Genomic DNA, 26,627 nt, shown 5'->3' with positions numbered 1-26,627 from the left:
TGTCAGTGACCCCCTCATCAGGGACTCCCACCCTCGCGTGACAGCCGGTTTTGTTGGTGGTGCACCGCCCACGGCGGTGTGAACCGTCAAGACAGACGGCTCTCGTGCCGCGGTCCCAGCCCCCTCTGCGCTGCATGCATCACCCCCGCACACAGTGGGTGCCGGAGCACGGCGCCTGAAAGGAAACCCCTATGAGCAAGGTCATTCTCGTCACCGGTGCCGGACGCGGTCTGGGCACGGACATCGCCCGCGAGGCCCTCGCCGCCGGCCACCAGATCGTCGCCACCGGCCGCCGCCCCGAAGAGGTCGAAAAGACCCTGGGCGGGCCGCAGGACAAGCTGCTGGTCACCAGGCTCGATGTCACCAGCCTGGAGGACGCCGAGGCCGCCGCGCAGGCAGCTGTCGACCGCTTCGGCCGCATCGACGTCCTGATCAACAACGCCGGGAACCTCTTCACCGGCTACTTCGAGGAGATCTCGCCCGTGCAGATGCGCAAGCAGTTCGAGACCAACCTCTTCGGCCCGATGAACGTCACCCGCGCCGTCCTGCCGATCATGCGCAAGCGGCGCGCTGGCCACGTCATCACCATCACCTCGACCGCCGGGCTGGTCGGCATGGAGTTCACCTCCGCCTACGCCGCCTCCAAGTTCGCGGAAGAGGGCTGGATGGAGTCTCTGCGCTACGACGTCGAGCCGTACAACATCCACACCACGATCGTGGAGCCCGGCTACTTCCGCACCGAGCTCCTCGTGGACGGCTCCACCACCTGGCCCGAGCTGTCCATCGACGACTACGCCCCGCGCACCGCACCCCGGATCGAGGGCCTGAAGAGCATGAACGGCAAACAGCCCGGCGACCCCGCCAAGCTCGCCCGCGCCCTGCTCACCATCGCCCAGCAGGAGAAGCCGCTGCTGCGTTTCGTCGCCGGTGCGGACGCCATCGAGGCCGCCGAGGCCAAGGCGAAGGAGCTCCTCGCCCAGGCCCAGGCATCCCGCGAACTGGGCGGCGCCCTGGCCTACGACAACGCCCACGCCTGAGCACCACGCCCCGCACCCCGGCCAGGACGGAGGAGCACGCCGGGTACGCGTTGCGACAGCACGGAGAGAGTCGACATGCCCCTCAAAGGCGAGTACGAGCCGAGCAAGGCGCAGTTCGTACGGGACCAGGTGGAGCTGTACGAAAGCTCCGGCGGTACGCAGGGAACGACGCTGAGTGTCCTGGTCGCACGGGAGGAAGCGGACCACCCCACCTGACAGCGGCCAGCTCCAAATCCCCATGCTCGGCCGCCCGGCCGCCTGGACGAAGCACATCACAGACGACCGCGGCATCGATGTCCTCGGCAGCCTGACCTATGACGACACCCACGCCTAAGCACCATGCCCGGCCGAGGCCGGAGGCTGCCGGGTGCACCTACGGCTCTGACCCGCTACCCGGGCAACGGCGCCCGGGCCGGCAGCGCGCGGATCACCCCAGCACGGTCCGCCAACGGGTGGCGCCCCACTACTCACGACCACCGACCGGCCTGACGGCCGTCACGACAAGGAGTACCTGATGAAGCACGTATCACTGGGCGGGCTCGATGTCTCCCGCATCGGCCTGGGAGCCATGACCATGGCCGGCACCTACACCACGGGCGGAGGGCTCGACGACGCCGAGTCGATCCGCACCATCCACCGGGCCCTGGACCTCGGGGTCACCCACATCGACACCGCCGAGATCTACGGCCCCTTCCACAGCGAGGAACTCGTCGGCAAGGCCATCAAAGGCCGCCGCGACGACGTCGTCGTGGCGACGAAGTTCGGCCTCGTCTCCCACGCCGGCGACGGCCCCGGCGTCATCGACGGCAGCGCCAGCAACGTGAAGACCGCGGTCGAAGGCTCGCTCAAGCGGCTCGGCACCCACCACATCGACCTCTACTACCAGCACCGCGTCGACCCGAACACGCCCATCGAGGAGACCGTCGGCGCGCTGGCCGAACTGGTCACCGAAGGCAAGGTGCGCCACATCGGACTCTCGGAAGCCGGCCCCGAGACGATCCGCCGGGCGCACGCCGTGCATCCGGTGTCCGCGCTGCAGACCGAATACTCCCTGTGGACCCGCGACGTCGAGGCCGAGATCCTCCCGCTGCTGCGGGAGCTCGGTATCGGATTCGTGCCCTACTCGCCGCTCGGCCATGGCCTGCTGACCGGGCAGATCCGCACCGTCGACGACTTCGCCGACGACGACTGGCGCAAGACCAACCCGCGTTTCACCGGCGAGAACTTCCAGCGCAACCTGCGCATCGTCGACGAAGTACAGGTCATCGGCGCCGAGATCGGAGCCACCCCGGCACAGACCGCGCTGGCATGGCTGCTGACCCGCGGCGACGACATCGCCCCCATCCCCGGAACCCGCCGGGTCGCACGCGTCGAAGAGAACACCGCCGCCGACGGCATCGAACTCAGCGCCGCGCAGCTCGACCGCCTGAACAACCTCACACCGGCCGCGGGCGAACGCCACGACGAGGCGAACATGGCGACCATCGACCGGTGATCTGGCGCCCCCGCGACGTACTGACCCGTCGCACCCAACCAACCCGCATCCGTTCACCCATTTCACTGATCACTGAAGAGGCTTTCTCACCATGTCCAAGGTTCTCCTTGTCGTAGGCCACCCCGACCTGTCCCAGTCGAAGGCCAACAAGGCCCTGCTGGACGCCGTCCGCGAGCTGGCCCATGTCACCGTGCACGACCTCTACGCCACCTACCCCGACTTCCAGATCGACGTCGACGCCGAGCAGGCGCTGCTGGCCGACCACGACGTGGTCGTCTTCCAGCACCCGGTGTTCTGGTACAACACCACCCCTCTGCTCAAGCAGTGGCAGGACAAGGTCTTCACCCTCGGCTGGGCCTTCACCATGGACGGCTCTCCCTCCGAGCTGGCCGGCAAGAAGGCCGTCGTCGCCGTCACCGCCGGCGTCCCCGCCGAGCACTACACCCCCGGAGGCGCGAACAAGACCACCCTGGAGACGCTCCTCAGTAACTGGCACGCCACCCTGCGGCTGTGCCAGTTCGACATCCAGCCGATGGTCAAGCTGTACGGCACCGCCTTCGGCCTCTCCGACGAAGACCTGAACACAGCCGCCAAGCAGTACAACGAACTGCTCGCCTCCTTTGCCGCCTGACCGCACTCTCACAGCAACAGCCGCCCTCGCTGATCGCAACGCAGCGGTGATAGCCCTGCCAGTCTCCGGTCACTCTTCGCCGGATCAGTGCCAAGCGGCTGGAGACTGGCAAGCGGACGGTGAGGGTCACCGTGGCGCGCGAGCGTACCGGGTCAGCAGCTCAGGGGCAGGCCGGGGGGTCTCCGGGCCGGGGAGCGACGCCGTCCATCACGTTGGCGACCAGGGCCAGCACGAAGTCCTCGGTCACGGGCTCGTCCGGGATCAGCAGCCGGTGGTAGACGGCGCCCCACAACTGGTCGACGAGGACCTGCACGTCGACGTCCGGACGGATTTGCCCCTGCTCCCTGGCGCGCAGCATCCGCTCCCCCGCCAGCCGTCGGCGTTCGGAGGAGTACAGGGAGCGGAAGGCGGTGGCCAGGTCTTCGTCCGTCTGAGACTGGCCGATAAGCTCGGTCACCACCCGGCCAGCCGGGCTCCTGGTCATGATGCGTGCGAACGTCCGCAGTTGACGCGTGAGGTCGGCGCGGATGTCACCCGTGTCCTCGAAGGCGAGCGTCTCCTCGACAGCGTGGAAGTAGCCGTCCAGGGCGAGTGCGCCCTTGGAGGGCCACCACTTGTAAAGCGTCGTCTTACTGACACCGGACAGTCGGGCCACCCGTTCGAAGGTCAGATCGGAGATCCCCTCCTCCATGAGGATCTCCCCGACCACACGGAAGACGTCCGCGCGCACCTCGTCGGCCGGGCGGCGTCCTCGCCCGCGGGCCGGACGCTCGGCGGCGCCCTCGGCCTGCTTCGTCAAGATGTCTCTCCCTCGTTCGTCCGGAACCGGATCAGTCTAGGAAGGTGTAGGTGTGCGTACGGCCTGGGCGCCCGCTCGTCCGAAGTGGTCCGTGGCCGACACCCTCTCCTTCGCTCACTGGGCGCTGCGCCGCATCGGCGAGCGGCCGGGGCGGCGCAGCGGATGGCAGGCGGCGGGTCGTGGTCCGGCCGAGGTGTGTCAGGAGCCCGCTCCCGCGACGTGGAGGAGTTCACCGAAGCCGAGGCGGGTGACGAACTCCTCCTGGGCCCGCCGCAGCACCTCGTTGACCTGCTCCACACCGGCCTGGCTGAAGTCGACGACGGTGCGGAAGGGACGGGTGCCGGCCGGCAGGGCCATGACGCGGGCGATCTCGTCTGCCACGGCACGCGGGTGCGCGTCCACGCCGGGCGGGAACAGCCCCTCGGTGGCCTCCTCGTTGCGCGCGACCATCGCGTCCAGCGCGGCGTAGGCACGGGTGCGTTCGGCGTCACCGGCGCGGTCGGCGTTGGCGAAGTGCTCGGTGCCCTGGGTGAAGGGACCCGGCATGACGATCGTGGTCTCGATGCCGAATTGCCCCACCTCGTACGCCGTGACCTGGGCGAGCGCATCGGCGGCGAACTTCGAGGCGACGTAAGGACCCAGAAAGGGCGGTGCGATCACGGAGGTGGTGCTGCCGACGTACAAGAGGGTTCCGGAGCGGCGCGAGCGCATGTGCGGCAGCACGGCCCGGTTGACGCGCTGGATGCCGAGCGTGTTGATGTCCAGCAGGCGCTGGATGTCCTCGGGGGTGAACGCCTCGACGTATCCGACGTAGAGGTGTCCCGCGTTGTGGACCACCGTGTCGAGCCGGCCGCTCTCATCGAGGACGGTGGCGACGGCCGCCTCCGCCGAGGCGTCGGACTGCACGTCGAGCTCGACGACGCGGAGGTCCTGCTCCGCACGGCGTGCCAGGTCCAGGAGTTCGGCGGCGCGCTCGGCGTTGCGGCCCTCGACGTCGCGCATGCTGGCGTAGACGGTATGGCCTGCGGCGGCGAGCGCGCGGGCAGTCAGATTGCCGATGCCGGTGGCGGCACCGGTGATGAGAACGACGGATGACATGCGTCTTCCTTTCCGCTGAGTGCTGATGGTGCGGAGCGGCGAGGGGTTGTGGGTGCTGTGCCTGGCCGGGGCCGGGGCCGGGGGCGGGGTCAGACCAGTCCGCCGTTGGTGTAGAGGGTCTGGCCGTTCACCCAGCGGGCGGGGCCGGCGAGGAAGGCAACCGTCTCGGCGACATCGCGCGGCTCGCCCAGCCGCTCCAGCGGGGTGGCCCTGACGAAGTTGGCGACGGTCGCCTCGTCCTTGCCTTCTATGAAGAGCGGGGTGGCGACCGGGCCGGGTGCGACAGTGTTGACGGTGATGTCCTTGCCACGCAGTTCCCGGGCCAGGATCAGCGAGATGCTTTGCACGGCGGCCTTGCTGGCGACGTACGCCCCGTAGGTGGGCAGCTGGGTGCGGGTGACCGACGTGGACACGTTGATGATCGCGCCTCCGCGGCGGACCCGCCGCGCGGCCTGCTGGGCGACGACGAAGGTGCCGCGGATGTTCGTGCGGTGCATCCGGTCCAGATCGTCCAGGTCCAGCTCGGCGATGGGCGCGAGCACCATGATCCCGGCGGTGTTGACCACGACGTCGATCCCGCCAAAGGCGGTCTCGACTGCGTCGAAGGCGGCCGCCATCGCGCGCTCGTCGGCGACGTCGCCGCCGACGGCGACAGCTTGGCCGCCGGACGTCGTGATCTCCTCGACGATGGCGTCGGCCTTGGCCAGGTTACCGGCGTAGTGCACCGCGACGGCGAAACCGTCCGTGACGAGCCGCCCGACGACGGCCTTGCCGATGCCGCCGGAACCGCCGGTGACGAGGGCGACGCGGGGAGCGGTGCGAGGGGTGGTGGTCATGGGTCTGCTCCTCCAGGAAATGAACGTTGACTCCATATAAGCACAATATGAACGCACCGTCCACTTACCTGTTGATCGCAGGGACACCCCCTAGCTAGGGTCTGTCTGATAAATGATCTTGTCTGGGTTCGCGGAGCCAGAGGATGAGTGGGCGAGGCGGATGCCGGCCTTGTAGCGGTCGGCGAGTTTGTCTAAGCGGGATCGCGCGGAACTGCTCGAGGCGGTTGAAGCAGCGTTCGACGACGTTGCGAGCCTTGCAGAGGTCCCGGTCGAAGGCCGGTGGTCTGCCACCGGCCCGGCCGCGCCCCATCCGGTTGGCCTTCTGGTCCTCCCGTTCGGGGATGACGGCTCGGGTGCCCCGGCGCCGCAGCGTCTGGCGGATCACCCGTGACGAATACGCTTTGTCGGCGATGACCGCGTCGGGCCTGCGGCGCGGCCGACCGACGCCGGTGCGGGGCACTCTCACCGCGTCCAGGACCGCGTCGAAGGCGGTGAGTCGTTGACGTCGCCCGGCGTGACGAGGACGGCCAGGAGCAGGCCCCGGCCGTCACAGGCGAGGTGGACCTTGGTGGTCAGACCGCCGCGGGACCGGCCGAGCGCCTGACGATCCGCCGTGCGTTCCGGATCTTCCAGTTCGTCCCCCGACGCCGCCCCCTTTGCGGGCGCCAGCGGCGTGCTGGTGAGCACGGTTGATCGTGGAGTCGACCGACACGGTCCACTCCACCGCCCCGACCGAGTCGTCGCGGACCCGGACCTCCTCGAGCAGGCGGGCCCAGGTCCCGTCCGCCTTTCACCGGGCGAACCGCTCATAGACCGTCTGCCACGGCCCGAACCGTTCCGGCAAGTCACGCCACGGAGCACCCGTCCGCAACCGCCACAACACCCCGTTGATCACCTGCCGGTGATCCCGCCACGGACGACCCCGCCCGTCAACGCCCGGCAACAGCGCCGCTATCCGCTCCCACGCCGCATCCGTCAGCTCACCACGCCCACCACAAGATCCATCATCAGACAAGACCTAGGAGAACCATGAGCAGCGAGACCCTGCACCAGGCCGCGGAGTGGATGCCGGGCAAGGCGCTGGACGCCGCGTTCCGCCAGCGCCTGTTCTGCGGCGAGGACGGGCAGCGCACCCCCGCCAGCAGTACCTCGATGACGAATGGGACGGCATCAGACGCGGCGGGCACCCTGGTGGTCGCCTTCCGACGGGTGGAGGATTTTCGCGCGCCGCGGTGGACGGATTCCGCGCATCCTCAGCAAATGCACATCGACGTGATGGTCACGCACCTCGACACGGCTGAGGCCCAAGTGCTCGCCCTCGGTGCGACGCTGTTGGATGGTTCGGACAAGCCGATCGGTTACCGCGTCTACGAGGACCCCGTCGGCCATCCCTTCTGCCTGATCACTACCGAGGGGCATGACCGCCGGCGTCGAAATGTGCCTCGAACTGGGTAGCTGACCTGGGCATTCTCCGGAGGCCGAGGTGGCCTTCGCCTGATCATGTGCTCCGACCGAGGTGCACCGATCAGAAACGAAGGCCGTGAGGGTGAGTCACCTGCCTGAAGCCATCCCTGAGAAAGCGTTCGCGGAAGTCCCAACAGGGCCACCGATCCGGACAGGCCGACGATCACCGCCTGGACGACGGCGGTGCCCCCCAGGAGGATGCCCAGCGACAGCCACAGCGTGCGCATCCCCTCACGCGAGGTCTCCATGACCGAGTCGACCTTGTCCATCGCCTCATGACTGTGCGGCGTCACCAGGTGCGCGACCTCGTGCCGTGCCCTGGCCCACCACCCTGAGCCGTGCGGGTGGTTGTGGTCGTGGTCGCCGGTGTTCACTGCCGTCGGGACATTGCTGGCATACGAGGACGAGCCCGCTGGGGTGCGAGCGCAGTTCCACGGTCCAGCGTCGCCGGGCATGTTGTGCGCAGCCTCATGGGCGCGTATTCCTCCTGTTGCGTGCGTGCCGGTCCCGTCGGGGGCTGGTTCGGTCGCTGCCCGGCTGGCGTAGTGCTTCTCTTCGAGCTCGATGGGACTGAGGTAGCCGAGACGCTTCTGGATGCGGCGGGGTTGCTGTTCGAAGAGCGTGAGGTCGGCCTCGGCTCTGGTGTCGAAGGTCCGCGGCGATCTCTTCCCCTCAGAACCACCGAGCCCGCCCGCCCCAGTCATACGCCCCAGTCGTCGTTAAGCTTGGCGCGTTTGGATCACATGTTCGTCGGCGCCCCTTATGTTGACGCGAACATCTGGCAGGTGGGTGGGGCATGCAGAGAACTGAAGAATGGGCCGAAGCGGCGGAGGACGACGACGCGGACACAGCGGCAACGGGTCACAGGGCTTCCGGTTGGCCCCGGTCCTGGCCGCTCCTGTTGCTGGGGGCGGCCACCGTTCCTGGGACAGTGCTCTATTTCGTGGGGCGCTGGATGGAGACGCCAGCGATGCAGGCGTGGCGCACCGTCTGTCTCGCCGTGACCGTGCAGGCGCTGCCCTTCCTTCTGCTCGGCACAGCCCTGTCTGGTGCGATCAATGCGTTCGTACCGGCACACGTGTTCAGTCGTGTGCTGCCGCGTCGGCCGGCGCTCGCCGTCCCGGTGGCAGGATTGGCGGGAGTCGTGTTGCCAGGCTGCGAGTGTGCGTCGGTGCCGGTGGCGAACAGCCTGATCGGCCGGGGTGTAGCGCCTGCGGCCGCTTTCGCGTTCCTGCTGTCCGCGCCCGCGATCAACCCGGTGGTGCTGACCGCCACCGCAGTCGCCTTCCCGGGCCGGCCCGACATGGTCGCCGCTCGGCTGCTGGCCTCGCTCGCCACGGCGTTGGTGATGGGCTGGCTCTGGCTAGGGCTGGGGAGAGCGGAGTGGTTGGGGCCGGTCGTGCGGCACAGCGGGCATCGGTCCGGTGCCAGTCGATGGCGGGAGTTCCGGGTCGGTTTCCAGCACGACTTCCTGCATGCGGGCGGTTTCCTGGTGGTCGGTGCGATGGCGGCTGCCACGTTCAATGTGGCGGTGCCCCGTTCCGTGCTGGATGCGTTCTCAGGCTCGCCCTGGCTGTCGGTGCTCTTCCTGGCCGGGCTGGCGATCGTGCTGGCGGTGTGCTCGGAAGCTGACGCTTTCGTGGCGGCCTCGCTGAGCGGGTTCTCGTCTACCGCGCGGCTGGCGTTCATGGTGGTCGGTCCGATGGTCGACCTGAAGCTGATCGCCCTGCAGGCGGGCACCTTCGGCCGGGCGTTCGCGGTCCGGTTCTCCGCCGCCACGGTGGTCGTGGGGGTCCTGTCCAGCGCGCTGATCGGAGGAGCCCTGCTGTGAGACGCCCGTATCAGATGACCTTGCTCGTTCTGAGCGGCCTCGGCCTGCTGCACATCGCCCTCTTCACCGACCTGTACCTGCGCTATGTCAAAGAGGGGATGCGCCCGCTGCTGATCGCCTCCGGCGCACTGCTGATCCTGCTGGGCGTGTCGGACGCGGTGTCCTACTGGAGACGGCGCGACCACGGCGCTGAGCACACGGACCACGCCGGGGACGGTCACGGGCACGATCATTCCACCGCACCCCGCGCCGCGTGGCTGCTCCTGCTTCCCGCGTTGAGCCTGCTGCTCTACGCCCCACCCGCCCTCGGCGCATACACCGCCTCCCGCGAGCCGGCCAAGGCCGTCACACAACAGGACGACTTCGACCCGCTGCCTTCAAGCTCGCCGCTTCCGATCACCCTTTCCGACTTCACCCGCCGCGTGCAGCAGGACCGTTCCCGGGCCATCAAGGGGCGCACGGTCCGGATGACCGGTTTCGTCACGTCCGCCAAGCCGGGGAGCAACTGGTTCCTGACTCGGATCATGATCTCCTGCTGCGCGGCCGACGCCCAGTCCGTGAAAGTACGGATCTACGGCATCCAGGCCCCGCCCGCCAACACCTGGGTGGCGGTCACGGGCACCTGGCGCCCCAGCGGAACCCTCGGCACCAGCTCCGCTCCCGCCGCGCTCGAGGCCCGTTCCGTGGAGAAGGTCGCCAAGCCGGCGAACTCGTACACCGACGCTCTTCCACTCACCCTCACGAGGTGAACCGGCGCAGCCGCGTGACTCACCTCGAAGGAGATCGCTCTCAGCGGTTCCGCCGACGCCCGCCCCGGCCAGCGGCGGGTCCGCCAGCCGCCATCCGCCAGACGCCATCCGCCCGCCGCCGCCGTTCCGTGGGCAGCTCCTCCTCTCCCCCGGCGTCCCCGGCCGCCCTGTCGCCGGCCGGGCCGAAGGCACTTGGAGCGGGCGCTGCCGGAGTGCCTGCCGGCGGTAGCGGGGTGACGGGGCGGGTGAGAGCCTCGACGAGGCCGCGTACGTGGTCCAGGACGGCCGGCAGGTCACCGCCGAGGTCAGCGCCGGTGCGCCACACGAAGTGCAGCAGACCGGACCACGCGCGGCCGACGAACTCCGCCGCGTCGGGGACATGTGGGCTGTCAGGAGCGGGCAGGGCGCGGCTCAGGGCGAGCGCGGCGAGGACGGCCTCGGCCAGACCGGCGGGGAAGACGCCGGGCGGCGCGCGGCGGTCGCCACGGCGGCGAGGTAGAACGTAGAACGCGCCCAGCTCCGGCCGGAGCAAGATGTCGAGATGGGAAGGGTGCCCGAGCAAGGCCGTCGCCGGTCGGCCGACCACACTCCGGGCAACAGCGCGACCGGCGACGCCGAGGCCCTGTGGCGGGAGTATCACCGCCAGATCCTCGACAACGCGACCGGCACGGCGGCGCACCGGCCATCGCCGACGGCGGCTACCAGGGGACCGGCCTGCTCATCCCACACCGCAAACGACGAGGTCCGACCCACCTCAGCCCGCAACAGGAAGCGGAGAACGCCGTCCACCGCCGAGCGCGAGCACGCGTAGAACACGCCCTGTCGCGGCTGAAGACCTGGAAGATCCTCCGCGACTGCCGGCTCAAGGGCAACGGCGTTCACCAGGCCATGCTCGGCATCACCCGGCTCCACAACCTGGCCCTCACCGGACAACTCACACCCCGTGCGGGACAACCTCCAGCCCCGAGTGTCGGGTCCAGAGGAGGATGCCGACAAGGTGGAGTGCGGCCCGGTAGGCGATGGTGAGTTCGGCGATCCGCGTGGCCGGGCCGCGCCACTGCTCGGGCGGTTGATGCACCGTTCGACGGGGGCCGGCCGTGCTGGAGTGGTTCGCCGAGGTCGCGGGCACATCGAGCGCTGCCGCCCGCCCAGCCACGCAGCGGCGATGCGCACCGTGTGCCGCTGCGGACTGAGCCAGCGGGACGCCTTCTGTACGTGGTTCGTCCGCGGGATGTACGGCTGTGGCTGGACGAGGTGCCCCAGGAACTCTCGATGCCGTCAACAGTGCGTCCTGCGCTCCTCACCCGTTCCGGCAGCACCCACACCGGTCCCGCGTACGGCGGCCACCGGCGGCTCCGGGACAGCAGCGGTCCCGGGACGCACAGGCACGTCTGCCGGTCCGAGGCGGGCGGGACATCGGACGCCCCCTCCGTCACCGTCTCGCCCGCCCCGGCCGCGAGCGCCAGGCGAAGACGGCGGGTGCGGCGCGGCAGACCAGGTCAATCGCCCACGTGAATGCCGGGGCGACGACCAGGATCGGGTTCATTGCTGCGGATGATCTCGCGAGTGACGGGAGCTGTGTCGCCGCGCCCCAGGAGGAAATAGCGGAACATGTGCTTCAGGGGGCTGCCTTCAGCCCAGGCGAAGTAGCAGTGCGGCTTGACGCCGGTCGTGTCGCGCAGCGCCAGGAGGATGGCCGCGATGGCGTTTGGAGCGGCCGGGGCCTGGGCGCGCAGGATGCGGTACGGGCCGACCTGGACGCCATGGATGGTGAGGGTGTCGCTGAAATCGGAAGGGTCGACCACATCGATCTCGAGGAACAGTACGTCGGCGGGCCCGGGGACGGGATTGGTGCCGCGCTGTTCGAGTTCTTTGGCCGAGTACTCGGCTTCGTCGCCGGCCTGCCGGCGGTTCGCGATGATGTTGATGGACTGGTCGTGGGCGAGGGTATCTGCGATGAACCGGCGGGCGGCCTCATCGAAGACCAGGCGGTCGGCGCGCAGTTCAGTGGTGCGCGAGACACGTGAGACCAGCGAGACGATGATGATGCCGAGGATGAACATGCCCGATATGGCGATGCCGTCGGGCTTGTCGATGATGTTGGCGACCAAGGCGTAGAAGAGGACCGCGGTCAGCATCGCGAAACCGACGGCGGCCGTGCGTTTGCGGCGGCGTACGACGGAGACGGTGACGGCGAAGGCGCCTGAGACCATCATGGCCAGGATGCCGGTGGCGTAGGCGCCGGCCTGCTTGTCGACATCCGCGCCGAACGCGATGGTGATCAGGACGCACAGAGCGGTGTAGACGATCACCACGGGGCGTACCGCGCGGCCCCATTCGGGGGCCATTCCGTAGCCGGGCAGGTAGCGGGGCACGATATTGATCAGTCCGGCCATCGCCGACGCGCCGGCGAACCAGAGAATCAGGATGGTGCTGATGTCGTAGACGGTGCCGAACGCCTCCCCCACGTGCTCGTGCGCGAGCCACGCCAGGGCGCGGCCGTTGGCCGCGCCGCCGGGCTCGAACTGCTTGTGAGGGATGAGGACGGTGGTCGCGAAGCTGGCGGCCAGTAGGTAGACGCTCATGATGAGCGCCGCGGTGGTGAGCAGCCGGCGGGTGTTGCGGATCCGGGAGTGCAGACGTTGTTCATCGTCGGCGGCGTCCGCGGTCACGAGCGGCATCATGCTCACGCCGGTCTCGAAGCCCGACAAACCCAGGACCAGCAAGGGGAAGGCCAGCAGAGCCGGGCCTGCGAGGTCGCCGAAGCCGCCGCCTTCACCGAGGGCGTCGGTCCAGCCCGACAGGGCGCCGGGGGTGCTGAATACGTCCGTCAGAGCGACGGCGATGACCACGGCGTTGAGGACCAGGAATATGGCCACCAAAGGGATGGCCACTTTGACGGCTTCGCTGAACCCGAGGAGAAAGACCCCGCCCAGGATCAGCAGCAAGGCCACGGTGAGGACGACCTCATGTCCGTGCAGAGCCTGGGGGAAGAAGGGATTCTCCACCACGTGGACGGAGGCGTCCGCCGTGGACAGGGTGATGGTGATGATCCAGGAGGTGGCGACGAAGCCGAGCAGGACCAGCACGAACAGTTTCCCCCACCAGAACGGCAGCAGGTCCTCCAGCATCGCCACCGATCCGGCCCCGTGCGGGCTCTCCTTCGCCACGCGCCGATACATCGGCAGCATGCCCAGCAAGGTCAGCGCCACGATCAGCAGCGTCGCCAGGGGTGAGACGGCGCCGGCAGCCAGTGCGGCGATCGCCGGCACATAGGCGAGGCTGGAGAAGTAGTCCACGCCGGTCAGGCACATCACCTTCCACCAGGCATGCGTCTCCGTGTGTCCGCCGTCCGCCGCCGGTCCGACCGGCTGCACCTGATGACGCAGCATCCACCGCGCAAGACGGCTTCTCGGCCTGATCCGCAGAGCCGGACTGTCCACGACCTCGGGGACGAGCGGCTGATTCACATCTTCCATATGCTCCATGAGCCTTTCCTGGTTCCCATCGACGCAGCGCACCAGTCGGAGCCCTGCCCGCGGCACGACCACCGAGTGTGAGACCTGCCGGACACGGAGCCGGCCGGTCAGGGTAGCCGCGACCCACCTTCTTCCCCACGTCTGTCACGCCAACGTCTGTCACGCCGAAGACGAACCCTTGCTCGCCTCAGCCGATCCCGACGCGCGCCGTGGTGGTGCGCTTGGTTCCGGTGGTCGCTGGGGGTGATGCCGTGCAGAGCCCACGGAAGACGCGGGGTGAAGTCTGCGGCGTGGGGGAATCCCCAGCGTGCTGCGAGGGCACGGGTCGGCACGTGACGCTTCGGCGAACCGAGGTGATGTCGTGTTTGCCGGTCCCGGCCCCTGGGGAGACCGGGACCGGATACGGTTCGAACCGCAGCGGGCCGGCGCACGTTCGGCCACACCCGCTTTGCGTCGTCCGGGCGTCAGGGCCAGCCGTCAGGGGGTATCGACGTGCCGCAGGAACCATGGGCCGAGCTGGGGGAGACCATCAGCGCGATTCGTGCCGAGTTGCAGAGCGCCATGGAGGCGGGCAGGGAGGAGTCCCTGAAATTCAGGACCGGGCCGGTGGAGCTCGAGTTCACCGTGGAGGTCAAGAAGGACGGCGGGGCCAGGGCCAAGGTCTTCGTTCTTCCCTGGACGGTTGAGGCCCATGGTGCGGCAAGCGTGGGCCGGACCCACCGTGTCAAGCTCACCCTGCATCCGGTCGACGGCGACGACAACGATCTGAGGATCTCCGCCGACTCTCCGCAGCGTCCGAGATAGCCGCGTACGGTCCGTGTGGAGGACAGGTCGTCGGGTGAGGAACAGGACGGGGGATGGACCAGTCACGGGTCATGGAGATCTGGAATCCGGTCCTCGGGAAGTCGGGCAGCGGGTACCTGATCGGTGACGACGTGGTGCTCACTGCGCACCACGTCGTGGACGGGGTCCGGATGCGCGGCAGCGTGGAGGTCCGGCAGCTGGATCCGGCGGGCCGCACGGACTGGACGGCTGCCGAACTGGTGTGGCTGCCGGAAGCGGCAGCTTCGGAGGTATCGCCGGACGCGGACGGTGCGCTGCTGCGGATCACGGGGCCGGACTGGCAACCGCCGGTGGCTCCGCCGGTGCGATTCGGGCGGACCGTGGGCAGGAGCCGCATGCCCTGCCTCGGACTGGGCTTTCCCGACGCGGTCACACGTCCTGACCACGCACGGGACACCATGCCGATACGTGGTCATGTGGACCCGTTGCACGGCATGAAGTCGCGGATGACCACCGTGCATGTCGACGTGGGCATCGTGCCGAGCCGCTCGGGATGGCGCGGCAGCTCGGGGACCGGGCTGCTGTGCGGACCGCACCTGATCGCGGTCGTGACGACGGAGAAAAGCCTCGCGCCCGGTGTGCTGGAGGCCGTACCCGTCAGTGTCCTCGCCGAACTGCCGGGATTCGAGCAGACCTTGCGTGCCCACGGTGTCCACTTCGTCACCGAGGACATCGGCGAGGCGTCTCCGGAGGCGGACGACGAACCGGACTACGCGCCGATTGCCATACCGCCGCCGTCCTCACGGCACCGCCTGAAGAAGCTGCTGGTGCCCGCCGCAGGAGGGACGATGACGGTCCTGGCGCTCTTGGCGCTGTCCCCGCCCGCGTCGGGCGTCACCTGGCCGATCGGATCGACACTCTCCGGTGTTCTGGCCGGATGGGGCATCGACCGGCTCCGTGGCCCGCGGTCGGCAGGGGCCGGCCGGGAAGCTGCCGTCCGAAGGCTGCGCGAGGCCGTCCGGGGGGAGGTGGAGCGACGTCGTTGGCAACTGCTGGGCAACGACAGCAAGGCCATCAACGTCACGTTCGTCACCGTACCGCAGGGCGGCAGGGACGCGGACAGGGCCTGGCCTCGCGGGGACTTCGACGGCATCGCCCGTTACCTGGACGAGCTGCGGCCGAAACGTCTGGTCATCACGGGCGGTCCCGGCTCGGGCAAGACGCTTCTGGCTTATGAACTCGTCCATCGGGTGCTCGCCCGCAAGCACTACGACGGTCCGGTGCCGGTGCCGGCCGGCCTGTCGGAGTGGGACACCAGCGCGACATTCGCCGACTGGTTCAGCGCTCTCTGGGGTCAGGAGTACCTGGGCGGTTCCGAGAGCACGGCGCGGGACCTGTTGGCGTCCGGGCGCATCATGCCGGTCCTGGACGGGCTCGACGAGATGGACCCTACGGACAGCGGACGGCCCAGGGCCGTCGCCGCGCTGGCCCAGCTCAACCGGTTCGCCGGGCCATTGGTGCTGACGTGCCGTTCGGACGAGTACGCCGAACTCAGCCGCGCCGATCAGCGTCTGCTGGACTGCGCGACGGTGCGGATCGAGGAGGTCCACCCCGTCGACGGCCGGCGGTTCCTGGACGAACGGACCAGGAACAGGGCCCGGCTCGCCGAGTTCGAGGACGACCTCTTCGCAACGGGGACGGCCACGAGAGCGGTGCTGTCCTCACCGTGGATGCTCACGCTGGCATCACTGGCATCGCAGACGGAAGCGGGAACCGCGAAACTCCGCTCGTTCATCGGGGCACCGGCCTCGGGCGGCCGAGAGCAGGAGGAGCTGCACGCGGCGTTGCTGGAGGAACTCGTCCCGTCCCTGTGCGAGCCGGATCCGGCCGACCGGCGTCGGCCGTACCAGGCGCAAGCCGTGACTCAGTGGCTGCGGCTGCTCACCGCAAGCCTGCGCGGCGGCCACGCGGCGCCGGCCGACGGCAGCGGTGCCGTCATACCGTCCCGAGACCTGGCCATCCATACGCTGTGGCCGGTCGCCGGGCCGCGCAGCGCCCGCTACGCCGCCGCAGCGATCACCATCGCCCTCTGGCTGCCCGCCCTGCTCTCCTTGGCGGTCTGCCTCCACCACAACCACGCCCTGCCACTGCCCGGCGCGGTACTGCTCGCACTGCTGACCCCCGCGCCGCTGCTGTCGGCCTGGAACGCACGTGCACGGTACGTCCAGCCCCGCCGAATCCTGTTCGGGCGGCTACGCAGCAGACGCGGCTGGAGCCGGATCGTCCTGGGTGCCACACTGGGCGGCGTCCTCATGCTGCCGCTGACGCCGCTGTTCGGTCCGGGCTTCGCGCTGGCCGCCGGCGCCGGGTTCGCAGCCGTCTTCGGCCTCGGCCTGGCGCTGTCGGTGCGGGCGGACATCGACCGCCGCCATCTGGTGGCAGTCAGTACCCCGTCCGCCCTGGGGGTGACAGTGGCGGCCGGGTTCCTCGCCGGCGGACTCGGCGATTTCATCGGTCTCACCGCGGGATGCGGAGCGGGAGCCATCGGGCTGGCGGTGGGGGTACCCGCAGGGCTGCGCGCCGCTCGGCGCAACAACGGCGGAGACCCGGACCCGGATCCGCCCGGGGTGCCCACGCCGCTGTCCCCGCTGCGCAATGACGCCATGGCAGGGGTGGTGTCCGGTGCCGTCGTCGTGGCCCTCACCCTCTACGGGACGCTGAGCGTCGAGTGGTTGCGGGTGCCCTGGCCGCTCGCCGTCATCACGGCCCTGGCCTGCGGTGTGGCTGCCGGGCCCGGTTTCGTCGCGGTCACCACCCGCCAGTACCTCGGCCTGATCTCGGCCACCCGCGGAAAGCTGCCGTGGCGCCTGGCCGCGTTCCTCCGCTGGTGTCATGAACGAGGACTGCTGAGGTCGGCCGGCACCGTCTACCAAGTACGCCACGACGAACTGCTTGAGTGGCTCCGGCGTTGACCTCTGCTCACGCCGCGTTGCCGCTCAGCATGCGGAGTGACGAGAATCCGTCGCATCGGGGCAAGTTGTTGATCTGGGACAGGCCGCCCAGGTCGTGCACCGGCGTTTCGGATTCTCACCCGTTCTCGTCGGAGTTCGCGGTGGAGTTCGCGGTGCCGAGGACAGCACGTACTCACGGCCGATCCCGGCAGGCACGCCCTGCTCGCGAACCCCTACGCCGTCGAGCTGATGCGCTGCCGTGACCGATGGCTCATGAGCCCCGCGCATCGACGACACCTTTCACCGGCGACCCCGTCGCGGTCTTCGGCGGCTGAGGGCCGCCGTCACGCGGGAGGGGAACCGGCAGCGGGTGCGGCGGCCCCTCCCGCCGCCCTCCCGCGCGGTTTCGGGTGACGGCCGCGGCGGACATGGGGGGATCGCCCCCATGTTTGCTCCCGGCCCGGCGGTGGACCGGTGGTGGCCGCCGGAACCCGGTGGCGGCGGGCGGCGAGGCGGTGCGGACGGCGACTGCGGGCGGCGGGCCCGGGCGGGCGGTGAAGGCCGCGGGGACGGCGGTGCGGGCCGGCGGCGGTCGCTGCCGGCCCGCACCGCCGTCGGACCGGGAAAACTGGGTGCCCGCACCCGATGCCGCTCGGGGCCCCGCGACCGATGCTCTCTCCTGTCGGGCAGGGCCAATTATCAGGAGGAGCCGATGGGCGAACCGGTGAGAGTCAGCATCGTCGCGCAGGACCCGATACTGGAGGCCGGTACCCGGATCAGCCTGCAGTACCACGGCGACATCGCGGTGGCGCTGTCCGGGGAGCGGGCGCAGGTCGTGGTCATGATGGTGGACCGGGTGGCCCCGCAGGTGATGAACGCGGTGCGGGCCGGGCGCGAGGCGGACGAGCGCCAGGAGGTGGTGCTGGTCGCGACCGATCTGGCGGCCGGCGACGCGGTCCAGGCGTTCGCGGCGGGCGTCCGGGGGCTGCTGCGCCGTTCCGAGGCCACCGCCGAGCGCCTGGCGTCGACGGTCGTGGCGGCCGCCGCGGGCGACTGCACGCTGCCGCCGGACCTGTTGGACGGCCTGCTGGAGCACGGCCAGGGCGCCGGCGCCCGCCGCCCGGGCACGGGCGGGGTGGCGGCGCCCGGCGGCTCGGCGCTGTCGGAGCGGGAACGGGCGGTCCTGCGACTGGTCGCGGACGGCCGGGAGACCGAGGAGATCGCACGTGAACTGTGCTACTCGCCCCGCACCGTGACCACCGTGGTGCACGACGTCACCCGGCGGTTCCAGCTGCGCAACCGGGCCCACGCGGTGGCCTTCGCCCTCCGGGCGGGCCTGCTGTGATCGCGACGATGACGGCCCCCGCCGCGGCCCCGTCCACGGCCGCCCCGGCCGCCACCGCGCCCAGGACGGGGGTCCGGGTGCGGGTGCGGTCGAGCGACGCGGCGGCGCGCGCGGTGGTGGAGGCCAAGCTGATCATCGCGGGGCTCCGGCCGGCCGAGGCGCCGGATCCGTCCCCGCAGGACGTGCTGGTGGCCGTCGGCGACACCGTGGAGGGCGCGATCGAGGCCTGCCGGCCCGGCCTGCCGGGCGGTCACGAGCGGCTGCTTGTGGTGGCCGACGTGCTGTCCCGCCACGGCGCCCGGCAGGCGTTGCGGGTGGGCGCGCGGGCCATGGTGCTGTCCGCCGAGGCGACGCCGGAGCGACTGGCCGCGGCCGTCCACTCGGCCCACCGCGGCGAGGGCCGGCTCTCCCACCTGGCGCTGGCCCGCCTGCTCGACGGATCGCCGGAGCCGGCCGGGCCCGGGCGGCGGCCGGGCCCCCCGACGCTGACCGGCCGTCAGCTGAAGGTGCTGCGGCTGATGGCGGACGGCCACGGCAACGAGGCGATCGCCGCGACGCTGCGCTGCTCCAAGCACACCGTCAAAAACGTGATCTACGAGCTGATGGGCCAGCTCCAGGTCCGTAACCGGGCCCACGCGGTGGCGCACGCGGTGCGCACCGGGCTGATCTGACCCCCGACCGGCCGGGCCGGACGGGATGCCGGGCCGGGCCGGACCGGCTCGCGGGCCGGACCGGGACAAACGCGCAACGACGCGGCCGCGCGGCTGCCATTCGTTCCCTGGTGCCGCGCCACGGTCCGGCGGCACGCTGCTCCTGCCCATGTCCGTCCGGCGGGCATGGCGACCCTCCCTCCACCTGCGGGCACTGTCACGAGCGGCTGCCGCGGGCTCGTTTCCTGCCGAGAGGACCCGATGGACATCGCCGAGGACACCCCGACCACCGGCCAGGAGTCCCTGCCGGAGCCAGAGTTCAAGATCTTCGAAGACCTGGAGTCGGAGGTCCGGCTGTACTGCCGCAAGTTCCCGGCCGTCTTCGAGCGGGCCAAGGGCGCCGAGCTGTTCGCCGAGGACGGCCGGACCTTCATCGACTTCTTCTGCGGTGCGGGGACGCTCAACTACGGGCACAACAACGACTTCATCAAGGCCCGGGTGGCCGGCTACCTCGCCGCCGACGGCCTCGCGCACGGCCTGGACATGTACACCGTGGCCAAGCGGGACTTCCTGACCGCCTTCGCCGACACCGTGCTGCGGCCCCGCGGGCTGGACTACAAGGCGCAGTTCACCGGGCCGACCGGCACCGACGCCGTGGAGGCCGCGCTCAAGCTGGCCTGCAAGCAGACCGGCCGCTCCGGCCTGGTCGCGTTCACCGGCGCGTACCACGGCATGTCGCGCGGTTCGCTCGCGGTGACCGGCAGCCGCCGGGCCCGCCGGGCGGGCGGGGTCACCGGGCAGGACGTCACGTTCGTGCCCTACGAGGACGGTCCGCAGGGCGGGTTCGACTCGATCGGTTACCTGGAGCGGCTGCTCACCGACTCCTCCTCGGGCGTCGACCTGCCCGCCGCGGTGATCGTGGAGCCGATGCAGATGGAGGGCGGCGTCTACCCCGCGAGCGCCGGCTGGCTGCGCGCCCTGCGCGAACTCACCGAGCGGCACGGGATCCTGCTGATTCTGGACGAGATCCAGGCGGGCTGCGGCCGATCCGGCCGGTTCTTCTGCTTCGAGCACGCCGGCATCACCCCCGACGTGGTGACCCTCTCCAAGTCGCTGAGCGGTTACGGGCTGCCGCTCTCCCTGGTGCTGTTCAAGCGGGAGCTGGACGTCTGGGAGCCGGGCGAGCACACCGGGACGTTCCGCGGCAACCAGCTGGCCTTCGTCGCCGCCACCGCGGCCTGCGAGCTGTGGCGGCAGGACGCCTTCCACACCCAGCTCGCCGCCTCGATCGGCCGGCTGGACCGGTTCCGCGCCGAACTGGACGCGCTGGGGCGGGGACTGGTGACGCGCGGGAGCGGGATGGCGCTCGGCATCGACCTCGGCTCCGGCGCCGGCCCGCTGCGCGCCGAGCGACTGCAGCAGTACGCCTTCGAGCACGGGCTGATCGTCGAACTGTGCGGCCGCCGTGACGAGGTGGTCAAGCTGCTGCCGCCGCTGACCATCGATCCCGCCGTGCTGGACCGCGGGCTCGACGTGCTGCGACAGGGCCTGCGAATCGACTGACGCTCCGCCAGGACCTTTTCCGGGTCCGTCAAGCCCTGTTCCAGGCCGTCAGACAAGCCCGTCAAGGAAGGAGACCGCAGATGTCCGGTCCGCTACGCCGACACCTGATCTCGATCGACGACCTCGGCTTCGAGGAGATGCACGGCATCGTGCGGCGGGGTGCCGAGTTCGCCGCCGGCCGCCGCGAGGACGCCCGCCCGCTGCACGACGCCGTGGTGGGCGTGCTGTTCCGCAAGACCTCCACCCGCACCCGCACCGCCTTCTCGGCCGGCGCCCTGCGCCTGGGCGGCCGGCTGATCACCTACGGCCCCGGGGACCTCCAGGAGAACACCGGGGAGACGGTCGAGGACACCGCCGCGGTGCTGTCCCGGATGCTCGACGTGCTGGTGGCCAGGACCGCCGGTGGCGAGGCCGAGCTGCGGGCCTTCGCCGCCCAGCGGCGGATGGCCGTGGTCAACGCGATGAGCGCCGCCGAGCACCCCACGCAGGCGCTCACCGACCTCACCACACTGCTGCGCCGGTTCGGGCGGATCGACGGCCTGCGGGTGCTCTACCTCGGCGAGGGCAACAACACCGCCTCGGCGCTGACGCTGGCGCTGTCCCGCTACCCCGGCACCGAACTGCACCTGCGCACTCCGCAGGGGTACGGGGTCGAGCAGCACTACCTCGACCGGGCCGCCGAGTACGCGGCGGCCGGCGGCGCGCTGGTGACGCATCGGCACGACCCGGCCGACCTGCCCGAGGCAGACGTGGTCTACACCACTCGTTGGCAGACCACCGGCACCACCAAGGCCGACCCCGACTGGCAGCGCGCCTTCGAGCCGTTCCGGGTCGACAAGGCCGTCATGGAGGCCAGCCCAGGCGCGCTCTTCATGCACGACCTGCCCGCGCACCGCGGCGACGAGGTGACCGCCGAGGTGCTCGACGGACCCGCCTCGATCGCGTTCGAGCAGGCCGAGAACAAGTACCACAGCGCCCGCGCGGTGCTGGAGTGGTGCGTCGGCGGCGCCCCCGAGGGAGACGGCGATGAGTGAGCCCGTACTGCTGCCCGGCGGCGGCTGGCGCCTGTGGCGGCACTTCGCGCTGCGCGGACCGGGCTTCCCGGTGACCGGGGTGCTGCGGCTGGCACCGCAGGGCCTGGCCGAGGCGGCAGACCGGTTCGGTGCCGGGGCGGAGCTGGCCGGAGCCGACTGGCGGTCCTTCGAGACCGCCTTCGCCGACGCGGCCGTGGAGACCGCCAGGGAGCTCCAGACGATCGCCGGCCGGCCCGACTTCCGGGCCGCGGTGGCCTGGCAGAACCGGACCGTGCTGCGCACCGGCATCGCGCCGTTCCTGGCCTGGACGCCGAGCGCGGCCGGCCGGACCAGCATGCCCCGCCAGCGGGAGGAACTGGTGGCGCACTACTGGCAGCGGTTCTGCGTCAAGAACGACACCATCGGCTTCTTCGGCCCGGTCGGCTGGGCCACCCTCGACCCGGAGCTGCGCGGGGTCGAGGTGGACCGCGGCACGGGCCTGATCACCCGGTCCGAGGTCTTCTTCTCCAGCTGGTCGATCGACGAGCTGGCCAGGACGCTGGACCGTGATCCGGGTCTGCGTCCCTGGCTGGCGCCGCGCCGGCTGCCGTACCTGCGGATCGGGGAGGCGCAGGTACGGATCCCGGGGCGGCCCGCGCAGCCGGTGCCGGAGCTGGAGCGCGAGGTGCTGCTGCGCTGCGACGGGGTGCGCCCGGCCCGGGACATCCAGCGGGAGCTGGCCGACCGGGCCGCGCCGGAAGAGGTGGAGGACCTCCTCGACCAGCTGGTCCGGCGGCGCTGGATCGCCTGGCGGCTGGAGATCCCCGCCACCGCCTACCCGGAGCGCCACCTGCGCGAGACCTTGGAGCGGGTCGGCGACCCGGCGGTCCGCGAGCCGGCCCTGGCCGGACTCGCCGTGCTGGAGCGCGGCCGGGACCGGGTGCAGGCCGCCGGGACCGACGCGGAGGAGCTGGTCGCGGCGCTCGCCGCCCTGGAGGCCGACTTCGCCCGCCTGACCCAGGCTCCGGCGCAGCGCGAGAAGGGTGCCAGGACGGCGCCCAACCGCTCGCTGGTGTACGCGGACTGCCGTCGCTCGGCGACGGCCCGGGTCGGCAGTGCGGTGCTGGACGCCCTCACCCCGCTGGAGCTGTGCCTGACCGCCGCCCGCTGGATGACCGACCGGTTCGCCGAGGTCGTCGGCGCCCGGATCACCGACGCGTACCGGCGGCTGCGCGCGCGGCAGGGGACGGTGGACCTGGGCTCGCTCTGGTTCGAGTGCCTGCCCGCCCCGCACAGCCGGTCGATCGCCGACATCGACGCCATCCAGGCGGAGCTGCGCGAGCGCTGGGCGGCCGTCATCGCCGCCCCCGAGGGTGCCCGCCGGGTGGAGCGGGCCTCCGCCGACATCGCCGAGCAGGTCCACAAGGCGTTCGGGGAGCCGGGCGCCGGCTGGTCGCTGTCCCGCTACGCCAGCCCGGACGTGATGCTCATCGCCGAGGACCTCCGGGCCGTGGAGCGGGGCGAGTTCAGCCTGGTGCTCGGCGAGCTGCACGTGGCGATGAACACGCTGGGCGCCTCGCTCTTCGTCACCCAGCACCCGGACCGCGAGGAGCTGATCGCGGAGACCACGGCGGACTTCCCCGGTCCCCGCCTGGTCCCCATGCTGCCCAAGGAGCTGCCGCTGATCCGCTGGTCCGCGCGCAGCCGCCCGGCGCTGGACCGCCCGGAGGACTACTACGTCGCGCTCGTGGACCACACGGCCGACCCGCGCCGGCCGCGCACCGTCCGCTGTGCGGACGTGGCGGTCGAGGAGCGGGCGGGCCGGCTGGTCGCCGAACTGCCCGACGGCGCCGTGTTCGACCTGCTCGACGTCTTCTGCCACGCGATGACCAACCGGGTGATGGACCGGTTCCGGATCCGCCCGGACGCCGACCACTCCCCCAGGGTCACCGTGGACAAGATGGTCCTCTCCCGCGAGACCTGGCGCTTCGCCGCCGGTCAACTGCCGTTCGCCACCGAGAAGAGCGAGGCGAAGCGGTTCGTCCGGGCCCGCCACTGGCAGGCCGCGACGGAGCTGCCGCGGCACGTCTTCGTGGTCTCGCCCGCCGAACCCCGGCCGTTCTACGTGGACTTCGACAGCCCGGTGTACGTCAACATCCTGGCCAAGGCGATCCGCCGGCTGGCCGCCCGGGACCCGCAGGCCCGGCTGACCGTCTCCGAGATGCTTCCGACCCCGGAACAGGCGTGGCTCACCGACGACCTGGGCAGCAGGTACACCTCCGAGCTGCGCTTCGTCGCGGTCGACCGCTCCGAGTCGCCGGGCGGTGCCGGATGACCGGAGAGCCGACCGTGGAGCCGAGCTACGTCGACTCGATCGCGGCGCACGCCGCCGGTGCTCCCGGGGCGCCCGCCCTGGTCACCCCTGAGGGCGTCCTGACGTACGGTGAACTGCTCGCGCGTATCGACGGGTTGGCCCGGCTGCTGGCCGTTCGCGGGGTCGGTCCCGAGCGGGTCTGCGCGGTGGCGCTGGAGCGCGGCCCGCACGCCGTGGTGGCGATGGCCGCCGTCTCCCGGGCCGGCGGTGCCTTCCTCACCCTGGACGTGGACGCGCCGCCGCCACGGCTGCGGGCGATGGCCGCCAGTGCCCGGGCCGGCGTCCTGCTCACCACCGCCGCACTGGCCGAGAAACTCGAACTCGCCGTCCCCGGGCCGACCGTGCTGATCGACGAGGAGGCCGGGGCGGGCTCCGAAGGCGCGCCGGATCCGGCCGCGCCGACCGCGCTGCCGCAGATCGTGGCGTCCTCGCTGGCGTACGTCTCGCACACATCCGGCTCGACCGGGACGCCCAACGCGGTGCTGATCGAGCACCGCGGGCTCACCCGCTACCTGCGGTTCGTGGCCCGCGACTACGGTCTGGGCCCGCACACCACCGCGCTCCAGCTGGCGCCGCTCGGCTACGACGCGTCCGTCCGGGACACCTTCGCCCCGCTGGTCGCGGGCGCCCGGCTGGTCCTGGTGGACCGCTCGGTGCTGCTCCGGGCGGAGGGTTTCGCCGAGACGGTGCGGCGGTTCGGCGTGGAAACGGTGCTCAGCGCCACCCCGTCACTGCTCACCTTCCTGACCCGGCACGAGACGAGCGCCGCGGAGCTGCGCGGGCTGCGGCTGACCGTCTCCAGCGGGGAGTCGCTGCGGCCGTTCCTCGCCGCGGGCGGCCACCGGGCGCTCGGCGGCGGGCTGGTCAACCAGTACGGCCCGACCGAGTGCACCATGACCTCGACCCGGCTGCACCTGCCCGAGCGGCCGGAGACCACCGCCGACCTGATCGGCACGCCGATCGACGGGGTCGCCGTGCGGCTGCTGGACGGCGGGTCCGACCCGGTGGCGGACGGCGAGGTCGGCGAGATTCACATCGCCGGCGCCGGCGTGGCGCGCGGCTACTGCGGCCGCCCCGCGCTGACCGCAGAGCGGTTCCTGCCCGATCCGGCGGGCCCGCCCGGCGCGCGGATGTACCGGACCGGCGACCTGGCCCGGCGGCGGCCCGACGGCAACCTGGAGTACCTGGGCCGCGGCGACCGGCAGATCAAGATTCGCGGCTACCGGGTGGACCCGGCCGAGATCGAGGGCGAGCTGCTCGGCCACCCCGCGGTGACCGGCGCCGTGGTCACCGCGGAGACCGACGACCGGGGCCGCACCTACCTGGTCGCCCACCTCTCCGGGGCACTGGCCGGGGTGACCGACGCCGCGCTCCGCGCCCACCTGGCGCGGACCCTGCCGTTCCATCTGATGCCGCGCCGCTTCGCCCGGATCGACCGGGTGCCGACCACCAGCACCGGCAAGGCCGACCGCCGCGCGCTGGGTTCCCCGGACCGGACACCGTGACGGCCCTGCCGACCCGACTCGGGCTGGCGGACGTCCGGGCGGCGGCCGACCGGATCGCCGACCGGGTGCGCCGTACCCCGCTGCTGGCCCTCGACGCGCTGCCCGGCATCCTGCTCAAGGCCGAACACCTCCAGCACAGCGGCTCCTTCAAGGTCCGCGGCGCCGCCAACGCGATGGCCGGGGCTACCGCGGGCGAGATCGTCACCGGTTCCTCGGGCAACCACGGCATCGCGGTGGCCCGCAACGGCCTGGCCCTCGGCGTCCCGGTCACCGTGGTGATGGCGGCCGGGGCCAGCGCGGACAAGGAGCGGGTCATCCGCTCGCTGGGCGCGCGGGTACTGCGGGTGGACGGCGGCGTGGCCGAGCGCGAACGGCAGGCGCTGGCCCACGCGAAGCGGACCGGCGCGCTGCTCGTGCCCTCCTCCGACCACGAGCTGGTGGTCGCGGGCCAGGGCACGGTGGGCCTGGAGATCTTCGAGCAGGCGCCCGAGGTCGACACCGTCTTCGTCCCGACCGGCGGCGGCGGTCTGCTCGCCGGCATCTGCCTGGCCGCGCGGGCGGCCCGCCACCCGGTGCGGATCGTCGGCGTGGAGCCGGCCGGGGCCGACCGGTACGCCCGCTCGCTGGCCGCCGGACGAGCGGTCGCCGTGCCGCCGTCGGACACCGTCGCGGACGGGCTGCGCGGGCAGCGGCCGGGCACCGTCACCTTCCCCATCGTGCAGGAGCGGGTGGACGCGCTGGTCGAGGTCGCCGACGAGGCGATCCTGCGGGCCATGCGGCTGCTGCACCGGGAGGGCGTCCCCGCAGAGCCCAGCGGCAGCGTCGCGCTGGCCGGGGCGCTCTGTCCGGCGGGCCGCCGGCTGCGCGGCGAGCGCGTCGCCGTCGTGGTGTCGGGGGGCAACACGCCCGCCGCACTGTCCGCCAGGCTGCTGGGCCGTCCCCCGGCCGCTTCGGTCTGACCCCCGCGGTACCGCCGGCACCCGGCCGGCGGTACCGCACCGATTCCCGGCATCGCGCCGGCTCA

At 71.3% G+C, this 26,627-nt stretch carries 21 protein-coding genes and 4 pseudogenes; 17 read left to right on the top strand and 8 right to left on the bottom strand.

All coding sequences use genetic code 11. From position 1 onward, the window contains the following. Positions 1–191: 191 nt before the first annotated feature. From ABZ117_RS15975 to ABZ117_RS15960, 4 genes and pseudogenes are all read left to right on the top strand, one after another. A complete protein-coding gene (locus tag ABZ117_RS15975) occupies positions 192–1,037 on the top strand; it encodes an SDR family oxidoreductase (protein ID WP_356821147.1) in 846 nt (281 codons plus the stop codon). Between the two features lie 75 nt (positions 1,038–1,112). Beyond that, positions 1,113–1,208 (top strand): annotated as a pseudogene (locus tag ABZ117_RS15970) (nitroreductase family deazaflavin-dependent oxidoreductase); the annotation flags it as partial. A 343-nt stretch (positions 1,209–1,551) separates the two neighbouring features. Then, on the top strand, positions 1,552–2,532 hold the full coding sequence (locus tag ABZ117_RS15965) for an aldo/keto reductase (protein ID WP_356821145.1): 981 nt from the start codon (positions 1,552–1,554) through the stop codon (positions 2,530–2,532). A gap of 91 nt (positions 2,533–2,623) precedes the next feature. Then, positions 2,624–3,163 (top strand): NAD(P)H-dependent oxidoreductase, encoded by a 540-nt coding sequence (locus ABZ117_RS15960; protein ID WP_356821144.1) that lies wholly within the window; start codon positions 2,624–2,626, stop codon positions 3,161–3,163. 160 nt (positions 3,164–3,323) lie between these two features. Here the strand turns inward: ABZ117_RS15960 and ABZ117_RS15955 are convergent, their stop codons facing one another. The 4 genes and pseudogenes from ABZ117_RS15955 to ABZ117_RS15940 all read right to left on the bottom strand — a co-directional run bounded on the left by ABZ117_RS15955 (position 3,324) and on the right by ABZ117_RS15940 (position 6,911). Continuing rightward, positions 3,324–3,962 (bottom strand): TetR/AcrR family transcriptional regulator, encoded by a 639-nt coding sequence (locus tag ABZ117_RS15955; protein WP_356821142.1) that lies wholly within the window; start codon positions 3,960–3,962, stop codon positions 3,324–3,326. Positions 3,963–4,160: 198 nt separating this feature from the next. Beyond that, positions 4,161–5,060, bottom strand: a complete 900-nt coding sequence (locus tag ABZ117_RS15950; protein WP_356821140.1) for an SDR family oxidoreductase — start codon at positions 5,058–5,060, stop codon at positions 4,161–4,163. A gap of 89 nt (positions 5,061–5,149) precedes the next feature. After that, complete coding sequence (locus ABZ117_RS15945) at positions 5,150–5,896, bottom strand: SDR family oxidoreductase (protein ID WP_356821138.1); 747 nt, start codon at positions 5,894–5,896, stop codon at positions 5,150–5,152. 94 nt (positions 5,897–5,990) lie between these two features. Continuing rightward, positions 5,991–6,911, bottom strand: a pseudogene (locus ABZ117_RS15940) (IS5 family transposase). A 14-nt stretch (positions 6,912–6,925) separates the two neighbouring features. On the opposite strand from ABZ117_RS15940, the gene ABZ117_RS15935 reads away from it, so the two are divergent. After that, positions 6,926–7,351: a VOC family protein gene (locus ABZ117_RS15935; protein ID WP_356821136.1), complete on the top strand. Its 426-nt coding sequence runs from the start codon at positions 6,926–6,928 to the stop codon at positions 7,349–7,351. Between the two features lie 137 nt (positions 7,352–7,488). On the opposite strand, the pseudogene ABZ117_RS15930 reads toward ABZ117_RS15935, so the two are convergent. Further along, a pseudogene (locus tag ABZ117_RS15930) lies at positions 7,489–7,734 on the bottom strand (cation diffusion facilitator family transporter); the annotation flags it as partial. Between the two features lie 422 nt (positions 7,735–8,156). On the opposite strand from ABZ117_RS15930, the gene ABZ117_RS15925 reads away from it, so the two are divergent. Then, positions 8,157–9,191 (top strand): permease, encoded by a 1,035-nt coding sequence (locus tag ABZ117_RS15925; protein WP_356821134.1) that lies wholly within the window; start codon positions 8,157–8,159, stop codon positions 9,189–9,191. Further along, positions 9,188–9,940 carry a TIGR03943 family protein gene (locus tag ABZ117_RS15920; protein ID WP_356821132.1) on the top strand — a complete coding sequence of 251 codons (753 nt, stop codon included), beginning with the start codon at positions 9,188–9,190 and terminating at the stop codon, positions 9,938–9,940. The genes ABZ117_RS15925 and ABZ117_RS15920 overlap by 4 nt, the downstream gene beginning before the upstream one ends. Before the next feature lie 40 nt (positions 9,941–9,980). Here ABZ117_RS15920 and ABZ117_RS15915 read toward each other — a convergent pair whose 3' ends face one another. Then, a complete protein-coding gene (locus tag ABZ117_RS15915; protein ID WP_356821130.1) occupies positions 9,981–10,472 on the bottom strand; it encodes a hypothetical protein in 492 nt (163 codons plus the stop codon). 140 nt (positions 10,473–10,612) lie between these two features. Between ABZ117_RS15915 and ABZ117_RS15910 the strand changes: the two are divergent. Continuing rightward, a pseudogene (locus tag ABZ117_RS15910) lies at positions 10,613–10,870 on the top strand (transposase family protein); the annotation flags it as partial. Between the two features lie 4 nt (positions 10,871–10,874). Here the strand turns inward: ABZ117_RS15910 and ABZ117_RS15905 are convergent. Together ABZ117_RS15905 and ABZ117_RS15900 are read right to left on the bottom strand one after the other, a co-directional pair. Next, positions 10,875–11,018, bottom strand: coding sequence for a hypothetical protein (locus tag ABZ117_RS15905; RefSeq protein ID WP_356821288.1), 144 nt, complete (start codon positions 11,016–11,018; stop codon positions 10,875–10,877). Positions 11,019–11,439: 421 nt separating this feature from the next. Then, a complete protein-coding gene (locus ABZ117_RS15900) occupies positions 11,440–13,428 on the bottom strand; it encodes an amino acid transporter (RefSeq protein ID WP_356821128.1) in 1,989 nt (662 codons plus the stop codon). A 483-nt stretch (positions 13,429–13,911) separates the two neighbouring features. Here ABZ117_RS15900 and ABZ117_RS15895 point away from each other — a divergent pair, with 483 nt between their 5' ends. From ABZ117_RS15895 to ABZ117_RS15855, 9 genes are all read left to right on the top strand, one after another. After that, positions 13,912–14,223, top strand: coding sequence for a trypco2 family protein (locus ABZ117_RS15895; RefSeq protein ID WP_356821127.1), 312 nt, complete (start codon positions 13,912–13,914; stop codon positions 14,221–14,223). Positions 14,224–14,276: 53 nt separating this feature from the next. Next, positions 14,277–17,174: a trypsin-like serine protease gene (locus ABZ117_RS15890; RefSeq protein WP_356821125.1), complete on the top strand. Its 2,898-nt coding sequence runs from the start codon at positions 14,277–14,279 to the stop codon at positions 17,172–17,174. A gap of 691 nt (positions 17,175–17,865) precedes the next feature. Then, entirely contained in the window at positions 17,866–18,498 is a 633-nt protein-coding gene (locus tag ABZ117_RS15885) for a LuxR C-terminal-related transcriptional regulator (RefSeq protein ID WP_356821123.1), read from the top strand. 8 nt (positions 18,499–18,506) lie between these two features. Beyond that, complete coding sequence (locus ABZ117_RS15880) at positions 18,507–19,169, top strand: LuxR C-terminal-related transcriptional regulator (protein ID WP_356821121.1); 663 nt, start codon at positions 18,507–18,509, stop codon at positions 19,167–19,169. A gap of 240 nt (positions 19,170–19,409) precedes the next feature. After that, a complete protein-coding gene (ectB, locus tag ABZ117_RS15875; RefSeq protein ID WP_356821120.1) occupies positions 19,410–20,711 on the top strand; it encodes a diaminobutyrate--2-oxoglutarate transaminase in 1,302 nt (433 codons plus the stop codon). A gap of 80 nt (positions 20,712–20,791) precedes the next feature. Further along, positions 20,792–21,745 carry an ornithine carbamoyltransferase gene (locus tag ABZ117_RS15870; protein ID WP_356821118.1) on the top strand — a complete coding sequence of 318 codons (954 nt, stop codon included), beginning with the start codon at positions 20,792–20,794 and terminating at the stop codon, positions 21,743–21,745. Continuing rightward, positions 21,738–24,059: a lantibiotic dehydratase gene (locus ABZ117_RS15865; RefSeq protein WP_356821116.1), complete on the top strand. Its 2,322-nt coding sequence runs from the start codon at positions 21,738–21,740 to the stop codon at positions 24,057–24,059. Before ABZ117_RS15870 ends, ABZ117_RS15865 begins: the two co-directional genes overlap by 8 nt. Continuing rightward, positions 24,056–25,603, top strand: coding sequence for an amino acid adenylation domain-containing protein (locus ABZ117_RS15860; protein ID WP_356821114.1), 1,548 nt, complete (start codon positions 24,056–24,058; stop codon positions 25,601–25,603). Before ABZ117_RS15865 ends, ABZ117_RS15860 begins: the two co-directional genes overlap by 4 nt. Then, the gene (locus ABZ117_RS15855; protein WP_356821112.1) at positions 25,600–26,562 is read left to right on the top strand and encodes a threonine/serine dehydratase; all 963 of its coding nucleotides are present in this window, start codon (positions 25,600–25,602) and stop codon (positions 26,560–26,562) included. Before ABZ117_RS15860 ends, ABZ117_RS15855 begins: the two co-directional genes overlap by 4 nt. The last annotated feature ends 65 nt before the right edge of the window (positions 26,563–26,627 follow it).

Source organism: Streptomyces sp. NPDC006309 (assembly GCF_040613095.1).
Classification (GTDB): Bacteria; Actinomycetota; Actinomycetes; order Streptomycetales; family Streptomycetaceae; genus Streptomyces.
Note: the sequence above shows the minus strand (reverse complement) of the source record. Positions and strands in the feature narration are given on the sequence as shown.